9 protein-coding genes are annotated in these 11157 nt (G+C 72.8%); 5 read left to right on the forward strand and 4 right to left on the reverse strand.

Going from position 1 to position 11157, the window contains the following annotated elements:
* From ACTHJJ_RS06805 to ACTHJJ_RS06815, 3 genes are all read right to left on the reverse strand, one after another.
* Entirely contained in the window at positions 1–900 is a 900-nt protein-coding gene (locus ACTHJJ_RS06805; RefSeq protein ID WP_440302182.1) for a DMT family transporter, read from the reverse strand.
* A 9-nt stretch (positions 901–909) separates the two neighbouring features.
* On the reverse strand, positions 910–2838 hold the full coding sequence (pknB, locus tag ACTHJJ_RS06810; RefSeq protein ID WP_440302183.1) for a Stk1 family PASTA domain-containing Ser/Thr kinase: 1929 nt from the start codon (positions 2836–2838) through the stop codon (positions 910–912).
* 67 nt (positions 2839–2905) lie between these two features.
* Positions 2906–3883: a LysM peptidoglycan-binding domain-containing protein gene (locus ACTHJJ_RS06815; RefSeq protein ID WP_440302184.1), complete on the reverse strand. Its 978-nt coding sequence runs from the start codon at positions 3881–3883 to the stop codon at positions 2906–2908.
* Between the two features lie 181 nt (positions 3884–4064).
* Here ACTHJJ_RS06815 and ACTHJJ_RS06820 point away from each other — a divergent pair, with 181 nt between their 5' ends.
* Entirely contained in the window at positions 4065–4448 is a 384-nt protein-coding gene (locus tag ACTHJJ_RS06820; protein WP_440302185.1) for an Rv2175c family DNA-binding protein, read from the forward strand.
* 73 nt (positions 4449–4521) lie between these two features.
* On the opposite strand, the gene ACTHJJ_RS06825 is transcribed toward ACTHJJ_RS06820, so the two are convergent.
* Positions 4522–5616 carry a polyprenyl synthetase family protein gene (locus tag ACTHJJ_RS06825; RefSeq protein ID WP_440302186.1) on the reverse strand — a complete coding sequence of 365 codons (1095 nt, stop codon included), beginning with the start codon at positions 5614–5616 and terminating at the stop codon, positions 4522–4524.
* A 106-nt stretch (positions 5617–5722) separates the two neighbouring features.
* Between ACTHJJ_RS06825 and metF the strand changes: the two genes are divergently transcribed.
* The 4 genes from metF (at position 5723) to ACTHJJ_RS06845 (ending at position 11088) form a co-directional block, all read left to right on the forward strand.
* Positions 5723–6649, forward strand: coding sequence for a methylenetetrahydrofolate reductase [NAD(P)H] (gene metF, locus ACTHJJ_RS06830; protein WP_440302187.1), 927 nt, complete (start codon positions 5723–5725; stop codon positions 6647–6649).
* Positions 6650–6972: 323 nt separating this feature from the next.
* Positions 6973–7299, forward strand: coding sequence for a DUF6504 family protein (locus ACTHJJ_RS06835; protein ID WP_440302188.1), 327 nt, complete (start codon positions 6973–6975; stop codon positions 7297–7299).
* Positions 7300–7309: 10 nt separating this feature from the next.
* A complete protein-coding gene (locus ACTHJJ_RS06840) occupies positions 7310–7765 on the forward strand; it encodes an SAV_6107 family HEPN domain-containing protein (protein ID WP_440302189.1) in 456 nt (151 codons plus the stop codon).
* Positions 7766–7806: 41 nt separating this feature from the next.
* Positions 7807–11088 (forward strand): DNA polymerase III subunit alpha, encoded by a 3282-nt coding sequence (locus tag ACTHJJ_RS06845; protein ID WP_440302190.1) that lies wholly within the window; start codon positions 7807–7809, stop codon positions 11086–11088.
* Positions 11089–11157 lie beyond the last annotated feature (69 nt).

The raw sequence follows: 11157 nt of genomic DNA on the forward strand, positions 1-11157 counted from the left end.
TCAGACCTCGTGGTGGAGGGTCTCGGCCGGCAGCTCACCCGGGCGGCGACGCGCGAGGAGCTCCACGGCATACATGGCGGTGAGGACGAGCGCGCCGCCGAGCAGCATCCGCGCCGTCAGCGCCTCGCCACCCAGCCACACCGCGAAGAAGGCGGCGAACACGGGCTCCATCGTCATCACGATCGCGGCCCGGGTGGCCGGCATGTGGGCCTGCGCCCAGGTCTGGACCCACAGCGAGCCGATGCTCGCGAAGACGACCATGTAGAGGACCGAGGCCCACTGGCCGAGCCCGGACGGCATCGTGACGCCGCCGGGCCGGGCGCCGATGAGGCAGATGACGGCGATGACGACCATCTGGACGACGGACAGGCCGGTCGCGATCTCGTTGCCGCTCCACTTGCCGAGCCCGACGATGTGCAGCGCGTAGAAGGCGGCGGCGAGCAGCGTGATGGCCTCTCCCGTGCCGATGGAGAACCCGTTGAGCGACAGGAGGGCGAGTCCTGACGTCGCGAGCGCGACCGCCGCCCAGGTGGTGCCGGAGACGCGCTCGCGCAGGAGCACGGCCGTGAAGACCGGGGTGAGCACGACATACGTCCCGGTGATGAAGCCGGACACCGACGCCGGCGTCGAGGCCAGGCCCTGTGTCTGCAGGATCTGGGCGAGGCCGTAGAGCACGCCGAGGCCGGTGCCGATGAGGATCTGACGCCGGGTCAGCGCCCGCAGCGGTCGCCAGAAGACGCCGACCATGACGACCGCGGCCAGCGTGAAGCGCACGGCGAGGAAGTCGACGGGCGGGACGTGGACGACGAGGTCACGGATGAGGAAGAACGTCGACCCCCACACGGCGGTGAGGGCGATGAGCAGGAAGGTGGCGACATTGCGCCGGGCGGGAGCTTTCACGAAGGGGTCTCAGACCACCGTCAGCACGATCGTCGAGCCCTTTGGGGCGTTCTGCCCGCCCGGCACGCTCTGGTTGCGCACGAGCTCGAAGAACTGGCCCAGCGGTCGCTCGATGCGCACCTTGAAGCCGAGGTCGGTCAGCGCCTTCTCGGCCGCGGCCGCAGGCTGGCCGAGCACGTCGGGCACCTGCACCATCACCGGGCCCTTGGAGACGGTCACGGTGACGGGGTCGCCGCGGTGGAGGGTGCCCTCCGCCGGGGACTGCGAGATGACGCTGCCCGCGGGCACCGTGTCGCTGTTGGCGTCGTCCGCCCGCTTGACCGCGAGGCCCGCCCCGGCGATGGCGGCCTCGGCGTCGGCCCAGGGCTTGCCGGCGACGTTCGGGACGGCGATCGGCTCGCGTCCCTTCGAGACGACGACGGACACCGTGGTGCCCCGCTTGACGGAGGTGCCCTTGGCCGGGTCCTGGCTGATCACGACCCCCTTGGGAACGGTCTCGTTCCACGCCTCGGTGCTCTTGCCGAGCTTGAGCGTCAGGCCGCTCAGCTTGGCCGCCACCTGGTCGAGCTTGGCGCCGCCCAGGTCGGGCACGGTGTAGCGCTCCGGCCCCTTGGACACGACGAGCGCCACGACGATCTGCTTGTGCACCTCCGTGCCCGGGGCGGGGTTGACGTCGATGACCTGCCCCTTGGGCACGGTCTCTGAGAACGCCTCGGTCGTGCCGGTCCGCAGGTCACGCGAGCGGAGCTGGCTCTCGGCTTGCTGGACGCCGATGCCTGTGACCTGGGGAATGCGCGTCGTGCCACCCGGCCCGGCCGTGAACCACCAGGCGGTCGATGCACCACCGCCCACCACGAGGACGACGAGGAGGGCGACGAGCGGCCAGAGCCAGCGGCGACGCCGGCGCTCGTCGGGCGAGCCGGAGATCGGCAGGGCGGTCGTCTGCGACAGCACGGGGGCCGCCGCGTGCGCCACGGGCGCCTCCGCGGCTCGCGGGGGACGGGCGGCGTCCATCCGCTGGGTGTGGGAGACGGCCGGACTCCCGTGCGGGCCCGGGGCGGCGACGCCGCGCCGGTCGAGCTCCGCCGCGGTGAGGCGGCCCCGGACACCCCGGAGGGCGGCGAGGAAGGCCGGCACGTCGGGGAACCGGTCCCCGGGCTCGGTCGCGGTCGCCTTCGCGACCAGGTCGTCGAGCGCGGCGGGGACCGCCGGCACGACCTGCGAGGGTGCCTCGATCGTGCCGTGCACGTGCCGGTAGGCGATCTGGATGGCGGTCTCGCCGGTGACGGCCTTGCGTCCGGTCAGCATCTCGAAGAGGAGCAGGCCCGCGGCGTAGACGTCGCTGCGCTCGTCGGAGGTACCGAGCTCGACCTGTTCTGGGGAGAGGTAGGACGCGGTGCCGAGGACGACGCCGGTCTGGCTCGTCGTGGTCTGGGTGCTGGCGGCGCGGGCAAGCCCGAAGTCGGCGACCTTGACCTCGCCGTCCGCGCGGATGAGGACGTTTTCGGGCTTGACGTCGCGGTGGATGATGTCCGCCTCATGCGCTGCCCGGAGGGCCTCCAGGATCGGCTCGAGGATCGCGAGGGACTCCCGGGAGGTGAGGGGCGCCTCCTCGTGGATGACCTCGCGCAGCGTCTTGCCGGTGACGAGCTCCATGACGAGGAAGACCTCGCCCGCGTCCTCGCCCTGGTCGAAGACGGCGACGACATTGGGGTGGCTGAGGCGCGCCGCGGACTTGGCCTCACGGCGGAACCGGTCGACGAAGAGGCTGTCGGTGGCGAGGCCCGGCCGCATGATCTTGAGGGCGACGCGGCGCTCGAGGCGTGCGTCCATCGCCACGTAGACGGAGGCCATGCCTCCGTCAGCGAGGTGGCTGATGATGCGGTAGCGACCGTCGATGACCCGACCGACGAGCGCGTCCGACACGCTGGACGTCACGCAGAGAGTTTACGTAACCGCGGCCGTGATCCCGGCCAGGCTCGGCCGGGGGAGGCCATTCCGGTGCTCACATCCGCTTGTAATGGGTGAGGACGGCTGCGACATAGCCCTTGGTGTCCTCGTAGAGGCCGTTGGCCTGCACCGAGTGCAGACCCTGGTAGTAGCCGGCGATCGCCTGCTCGCGGTCGTCGGCGCCCCGGAGCAGGGCCTTGATGATGACGACGCCCGCGGTGATGTTGTCCTCGGTGTCGAGCAGGTCGAGCTTGCGGCCGGCGAGCTCGGAGGCCCACTGGCCGGACGAGGGGATCACCTGCATCGTGCCCACGGCGTTCGCGACGGAGACCACCCGCTGGTTCCAGCCCGACTCCTGCCAGGAGATCGCGAGCGCGAGGCGGGGGTCGACGCCGTAGCGCGTGGCGACCTTGCGGATGAGGTCGGCGGTCTCCGTGCGGCTCGGCACGTCACGCCTGGCGAGGGTGTCGCGGTTCTTCTTCGCCGCCCCGACGATGGCGTCGGAGTAGGTGTAGCCGGCGAAGGTGTTGTCGCTGCTCGGGGCCGGGGCCGGGTGCTTGGCCGGCGCCTTCTGCGCCGCGGCTTCGGTGCGAGCCGTCCCCGGTATGGCGACCCGCTGGCCCGGGTGGATCACGCCGGGGTTCGTGATGCGGTTGGCCGCGACGAGCGCCGCCAGCGAGACGTTGTGGCGTGCGGCGATGTCCGAGAGGGTGTCGCCGGGCCGTACCGTGTAGGTCGCGGTGGTGCGCGGCTTGGGCTTCGAGGCCGTCTTGCCGGAGGGCGTCGTCTTGTGGGCGGGCGCCGGCGCCGCACCCGGACCGGGCACCAGGAGCTTCTGCCCGACGAAGATCACCTCACCGCCACGCGCCAGGCGGTTCTTCTCCACGAGTGCCTGGACCGTCGCGTGGTGGTCGATGGCCAGCTGCCAGATCGTGTCGCCGGGGCGGACGGTCACCGTGTGCCAGCGCGTCGCGGCCGCTACTACGACCACGTGGGGTGGCTGGGCGAGTGCGGCGTCGGCGGCGAGTGGCATGTGCGGTCCTTCCAAGGCGCTGGGCGATCGGAGTGGCGCGTTGCGTGGGTTGCTGATGTGACAGATGATGCAAGATTGCGCTGCTGAGACTAACGCACCACTGTGGAGCATGGGAACGACACCGATGTCATTCAGTGACTGCGGTGGAATGCGGCGACGTGCGGGGTGGCAGACTGGCGGCGTGACCGAGGCATCCAACCCCGTTGACCAGGACCTGCAGGAGCTTGTCGGGGAGTGGCTCACCGTCCCCGACGCCGCCGAGCGCCTCGCCGTCCCGCTCAGCCGGGTGCGGCAGTGGATCGCGGACCGTGAGGTCGTCGCCGCGAGGATCGGGGAGCGGTCCGTCGTGGCCGTGCCCGCTCGCTTCTTCGATGCCTCCGGCCCCCGGTCCGACCTCAAGGGCACCGTCACCGTCCTCGCCGACGGCGGCATGGACGACACCGAGGTCATCCGCTGGCTCTTCACCCCGGACGACACGCTGCCGGTGCCAGGTGCACCGATCGACGCCCTGTGGGCCGGTCGCAAGCGCGAGGTCCGCCGCCGCGCCCAGGCCGAGGCCCTCTGAGCGCTCACGAGGGACCGGGCCGACCTGGTCGACCTCGGCCGGGCCTCAGGCCAGCCGGCCGACGGACCGGGCTTCAGGCCCGGCGTTCGGTCGAGACGAGCACGAGCTCCTCGAGCACCTCGACAGCGGACCGGTCGAGGCGGCCGGCCGAGGCCGCAGCCGCGAGCGAGGTGCCGGCCCGTTCGACGCAGGCATCGATGAGGGCCTCGACCCGCTCGAGGGAGTGTGAGCGCTTGATGATGTCGCGCAGCTCGTCGACACCGGTCGCATCGAGGTCTTCCCGCCCCAGCTGCGTCTCGACGGCGCGCCGGTCGCCCGGCTCGGCGGCGTCGAGGGCGTAGGCGATGAGGGCGGTCCGCTTGCCCTCCCGCAGGTCGTCGCCCGCGGGCTTGCCCGTCGCCTCCGGGTCGCCGAAGACGCCGAGGACGTCGTCGCGCAGCTGGAACGCCTCACCGAGTGCGAGGCCGTAGGACGAGAGGTGGGGCAGGGCCTGCTCGGCCACCCCGCCGACGAGCGCACCGATGAGCAGGGGCTGCTCGATGGTGTACTTCGCGCTCTTGTAGCGGATCACGGTGCGCGCGGACCGGAGACGCTCGTCGAGGCCGAGTCCCTCCCAGCCGCGGGCCGACTCGAGCAGGTCGAGGAACTGCCCACCCATCAGCTGGGTGCGCATCCGGTCGAAGAGGGCGCGACCGCGGGCGAGGTCGTCCGCCGGCAGGCCGCACGTGGCGTACAGCTGGTCGCACCAGGTGAGGCAGAGATTGCCGGCCAGGATGGCCGCACCCTCGCCGAAGCGGTCGCCGTCGCCGGCCCAGCCGCGTTGCTCGTGGAGCGTCGCGATCGCGCGGTGCGCGGACGGCATACCCCGTCGGGTGTCGCTCTGGTCCATGACGTCGTCGTGGAGGAGCGCGGCGCCCTGGAAGAACTCCATGCTCGCGGCCAGACGCACGAGCGCGGGGGAGTCCGGTGTCCCCGCGGCACGGTGGCCCCAGTAGAGGAAGCTCGCCCGCAGCCCCTTGCCGCCGGTGAGCAGCGCGGCGACCGCGTCGATCAACGGCGCGAGCTCCGGACCGATCTCGGCGAGGTCGCGCGAGGCCGCGGCGATCTGGTCGTCGACGGCCCCCTGGACCCGTCGACGCAGCTCGCGCAGGTCGGTCGGTTGGGCCACGCTTTCCTCCGTCGCAGTGCTCGCGGGACGCCGCCAGCCTAACCGGGAGGCCCCCGCATGATGGAACGGGTCCGCGCCCCGGACGGCCCGCACGTACGGTTGCCTCATGGCACACGGCACGGCGTCCTCCATGGCACGCGCGGAGCGCTTCACGAGGTCGATCCCCGCGATGGTCCGGGGCGACCGGCCGACGATCAGCTTCGAGTTCTTCCCCCCGAAGGACGACGCGGCGGAGACCCAGCTGTGGCAGGCGATCCGCCACCTCGAGAAGCTCGCGCCCAGCTTCGTGTCCGTGACGTATGGCGCGGGCGGCAGCACGCGCGACCGCACCGTCCGCGTCACCGGGCGGATCGCGCAGGAGACCTCCCTGACGGCCATGGCCCACCTGACCTGTGTCGGCTCGTCGGTGACCGAGCTGCGGTCCGTCGTCGGGCACTACGCCGCGGCCGGCATCCGCAACATCCTCGCCCTGCGGGGCGACCCAGCGGGCGGCTTGGGCACGCCGTGGACGGCGCACCCGGAGGGGTTCGACCATGCCGACGAGCTGGTGGGTCTCATCAAGCGACTCGGCGACTTCACGGTGGGCGTCGCGGCCTTCCCGGACGGGCACCCCGAGTCGGGCGACCTCGCGGCGGACGCGGAGACCCTGATCCGCAAGGAACGGGCCGGTGCGGAGTTCGCGATCACCCAGATGGTCTTCGACGTCGACAACTACCTGCGGCTGAGGGACGAGCTCGCACGGCGGGGCTCACGGCTTCCGGTCGTGCCGTCGATCATGCCGATCACGAACGCCCGGCAGGTCATCCGGATGGCGCAGCTCGCGGGCCAGCCGATGCCCGGGGCGGTCACGGAGCGGCTCGACCGGCACGGCGAGGATGCCGCCAGCGTTCGGGCCGAGGGGATCGAGATCGCGACCGAGTCGGCGCGACGCCTGCTCGACGAGGGTGCGCCCGGCATCCACTTCATCACGATGAACCGCTCGTCGGCCGCGCTGGAGGTCCACGCGAACCTGGGGGTGCACGCCTCGATCTGACCCCCGCCGACCAGGCGGATGGGTCCGGTGCGTGCTCGGAGGTGCCCCCTGCAGTCCTCCGGTCACGCGCCGGACCCGGTCTGCTCGATCCTGCCCGGGGGCGGCCGGTGACCGCCTGAGCCCCGGTACTCAGGCTCGTCTTGACACGATGTCGGGACCGGGAGCTACGCTGAAGGTGTTCGAATGGATGTTCGATCGACGGGTCGTCGGTCGGGCCGTTCGATCGTCCAAGTTCAGCTCGAAGTCGTCGGTTGGGTGTCGGTGGTCCGCGAGGCCGCCTTGGGTCGTGACTCCCGCTTCGACGTGTCCCAGGGAGACGTGTCGTGGTGCGCAGGTTCAGTGATCCGGTCGAGGTCCGCCCCGGCGAGGGGCCGCAGGGCCGTCCCGAGGCCTTCATCTGGCGGGGGAGGCTCTACGTCGTGCGCGACGTGCTCGGCCAGTGGCGGGAGCGGCGGGCGTGGTGGCGCGACGCCCTCGACCACGACGTCCGGACCGAGCCGGGAGCCGCCCTCGAGGCCGCGGCCGGGGAGCACGAGATCTGGCGGGTCGAGGCGAGCCGGGGGTGGTCCTTCAGCCCAGGGGTCTACGACCTCGCGCACGACGCGTGCCCGGGTGGCGACCGGTGGTCGCTCGTGCGGGTTGCCGACTGAGGGCCAGGAGATGACCACGATGCACCAGGTGCCCGTCCCCGTCCCGCTCGCGGCGACCGACCTGCTGGAGCGTTCCCGGGCGACCCTCGAGTCCGCGTGCCGAGCCGTCGACACCACCGAGCGGCACCGGGACGCCTACCTCGGCGCGCTGCGCGCCGGTGCCGCCCTCGTCGCCGCCCGGACCCCCGCGATGCCGCGGAGCCGCCCCCGGAGCGTCTGGCGGGCCCTGCCCGAGGTCGCACCCGAGCTGGGCGAGTGGGCCACGTTCTTCGCGGCCTCGTCCCGGCGACAGGCCCTCGCCGACCGCGGCGGGTGGGTCTCCGTGCGAGAGGCGGACGACCTGCTGCGCCAGTCGGAGATGTTCCTGCGGATCGTCTCGGACCTGCTCGGTGCGCCGCTCGCCGCGCCGTTGCCCGAGTCGATCACCCCGGCCCTCGTCTCGCGCCCTTCCGGGAGGGATGCGTGACCGACAGCTTCGTCCACCTGCACGTCGCCTCCGGCTACTCGATGCGCTATGGCACGGCCCAGCCGGAGGCGCTCGTCGAGCGTGCCGCCGCGTGGGGGCAGCCGGCGCTCGCGCTGACCGACCGCGACGGGCTCTACGGGGCGGTCAAGTTCGTCCGGGCCTGCATGGCGGCCGACATTGCGCCGATCCTCGGCGTCGACCTCGCGGTCGGGCCCGACCTCGGATCCCCGGACCGACGTGAGCAGCCACCCGGGCGACGCGAGCGGACCCCGGTCCGCGGCGGGGCCGCGGTCGACCCGCGACTGCCCCGGGTCACGGTGCTCGCCAGGGGCGGGGCCGCCGGGCTCGCCCCGGGCGCCGGATGGGCTGCCCTGTGCCGGCTCGTCACCGCGACACACCTGCACGGCGAGCGGGGCAACCCCGTGACGACCCCGGCGCTCGTCGCCCAGCACGCGCACGCCGACGCCTCACCCGGTCGGCTCGTCGTGCTGCTCGGGCCCGACTCGGACGTCGGCCGTGCGGTCCTCGCCAAGCGGCATACGGCTGCTCGCGCCGCGCTCGAGCGGTGGGTCATGCTCCTGCCACCCGGGTGCCTTGCTGTCGAGGTCGTCTGCCACGGCGGCCCCGAGGGCCGGCCCGGCAGCCTCGGGCAGGCCGGCCGCATGCTCGCCCTCGCGCGTGAGGCCGGCGTGCGTGCCGTCATCACCGCCGCGGTCCGGCACACCGACCGCCGGGACGCGCCGGTGGCGGACCTGCTCGACGCGGCCCGCCGTCTCGTCCCGCTCGATGCCCGCCACCTCGACCGGGTCACCACCGCCGCCCACCTCGCACCGACCCCGCTCATGCACGGGCTCGCCCTCGACGTCGCCCAGGTCTCGGGGCCGGGCCTGACGGGTGGGGGTGCGCTCGCCCGCGAGGCCGCGGACGAGCTGCTCCGCTCGACCCTGACGCTCGCCGAGGAGTGCGTCCAGCACCCGCGCGCCGACCTCGGGGTCGGGGCGGTCCACCTGCCCGAGCCCGACGTGCTCGGCATCCGGCCCGGAGTCAGCCCCCAGCACGTGCTCGCCCGCCGCTGCCGGGAGGCGATCGGCACGCGCTACCCGGCGCTCTCCGGGTCGCGGCTCGAGGCGGTCAGCACGCGACTCGAGGACGAGCTCGCCGTCATCGAGACGCTCGGCTACCCGACCTACTTCCTCACCGTCGCCGCCGTCTGCGACCTCATCCGCGAGATGGGCGTGCGCGTCGCTGCGCGGGGCTCGGGGGCCGGCTCCATCGTCAACTACCTGCTCGGCATCTCCGGTGTCGACCCGATGCGTCACGGGCTGCTCATGGAGCGGTTCTGCACGCCCCTCCGGGCCCAGCTGCCCGACATCGACGTCGACGTCGAGTCCGCCCGCCGCACCGAGATCTACGAGCGGGTCCTCGAGCGGTTCGGCGGCGACCGCGTCACGTGCGTCTCGATGATGGACACCTACCGGGTCCGTCACGCGATCCGCGACGTCGGCGCCGCGCTCGGGATGCCGCCGGGCGAGGTCGACGCGATGGCCAAGGCGTTCCCGCACATCGCCGCCCGCAACGCTCGCAACGCCCTCGCCGAGCTCCCCGAGCTGCGCACGAGCGGCTTCGACGCCCCGCGGCTCCAGCTCGTCCTCGACCTCGTCGAGCGACTCGACGGGCTGCCCCGGCACATCGCCCTGCACCCGTGCGGTGTCGTCCTGTCCAACTCCGGCCTGCTCGACCGGACGCCCGTCGAGGCGAGCTGGCTGGGCTTCCCGATGAGCCAGTTCGACAAGGACGACGTCGAGACGCTCGGCCTGCTCAAGCTCTACATCCTCGGCGTGCGCATGCAGTCGGCGATGGCCCACGCGGTCGACGAGGTCGCCCGGGTCGAGGGCGTGCACGTCGACCTCGACGACGAGGCCCAGGTGTCGCACGACGACGAGGAGACGTTCGAGCTGATCCGGTCGACCCGCACGCTCGGGTGCTTCCAGATCGAGAGCCCCGGCCAGCGTGAGCTCATCGGCAAGTTCGGCCCCGAGCGGTTCGACGACCTCATCATCGACATCTCGCTGTTCCGTCCCGGGCCGGTCAAGTCCGACATGATCATCCCGTTCCTCAACGCCCGGCAGGGCTGGCAGGAGCGGGACTGCCTCCACCCGACGCTCGTGCCCGCGCTCGCGGAGACCGAGGGCGTCGTCGTCTTCCACGAGCAGGTCATGGGGATCGTCGCCGAGACGACCGGGGTCAGCCTCGCGGAGGCCGACGAGGTGCGCCGGGCCCTCGGCAGCACCGACGGCCAGGAACGGGTCGAGCGGTGGTGGCGCCCGGCGGCCCGGGCGCGGGGCTACGAGCCGGACGAGGTCGACCGGATCTGGGACGTGCTCAAGGCGTTCGCCTCGTTCGGCTTCTGCAAGGCGCACGCGGCGGCCTTCGCCCTGCCGACCTACCAGTCCGCCTGGCTCAAGGCGCATCACCCGGCCCCCTTCTTCGCCGGGGTCCTCACGCACGACCCGGGCATGTACCCGAAGCGGCTCATCCTCGACGACGCGCGCGCCTTCGGCGTGACCGTCCTCGGGCTCGACGTCAACGTCAGCACGGGCAGCTACCGCTACGAGCTCGACCCCGACGGTCGGCCCGGGATCCGGCTCTCGCTCGCCGACGTGCACGGCATCACGGAGGCCGAGGTCGAGCGGATCGTCGCAGGGGCGCCGTACGCCAGCCTGTCCGACTTCTGGCAGCGCGCGCACGTCTCCCGGCCGGTGGTCGAGCGGCTCGTCCTCGCGGGTGGCTTCGACGGCGTGCACGGGATCAGCACGTCCCTCGACCTCACGGAGCGGGGGAGGGTCACCCGCCGCGACCTGCTCCTCCATGTCGCCGAGCTCGACCGGTGGTCGGGCACCCGGCGTGCGGGCGGCCGGCGGCCCGTGGCGGCCGCGGCGCACCGTCGTGCCGGGGCCTCCGTCGACCACTCGGCCCCGCCCGATGTCCGGGCCCTCGCCGCGGCCCAGTCCGAGGGGCCGGCCGCACGTGACCGTCCGGTCGCCTCCCAGCTGACCCTCGACCTCGGCGACACGCCCCGGCTGACCGCGACGAGCGGCCTGCCCGAGATGACCGGGCCCGAGCGGGTGCGCGCCGAGCTCGAGGTGCTCGGCCTCGACGCGAGCGGGCACGTCGTCGACTTCTACGAGCCGGTCCTCACCGAGCTCGGGGTCAGCCGCGCCCGCGACCTGCTCACCGGCCGCAACGGTCGCGAGGTGTGGGTGGCCGGGGTCAAGGTCGCGACCCAGACGCCGCCGGTCCGGTCCGGCCGGGGCGGGGGATGACACACCCACACCAACCCGACCCGTCCCAAAGACCAGAACATATTATTTGAAGTGCCTGGGCCGGATTGA

This window comes from Intrasporangium sp. (assembly GCF_051961875.1).
In the GTDB taxonomy this organism is placed as follows: Bacteria; Actinomycetota; Actinomycetes; order Actinomycetales; family Dermatophilaceae; genus Intrasporangium_A.

Bases quoted from the DNA above. Each gene is read 5' to 3' on its own strand.
- ACTHJJ_RS06815 (WP_440302184.1), bottom strand. From the start codon at position 3,883: ATGCCACTCGCCGCCGACGCCGCACTCGCCCAGCCACCCCACGTGGTC.
- metF (WP_440302187.1), top strand. From the start codon at position 5,723: ATGGCACACGGCACGGCGTCCTCCATGGCACGCGCGGAGCGCTTCACG.
- ACTHJJ_RS06840 (WP_440302189.1), top strand. From the start codon at position 7,310: ATGACCACGATGCACCAGGTGCCCGTCCCCGTCCCGCTCGCGGCGACC.
- ACTHJJ_RS06845 (WP_440302190.1), top strand. From the start codon at position 7,807: ATGCGCTATGGCACGGCCCAGCCGGAGGCGCTCGTCGAGCGTGCCGCC.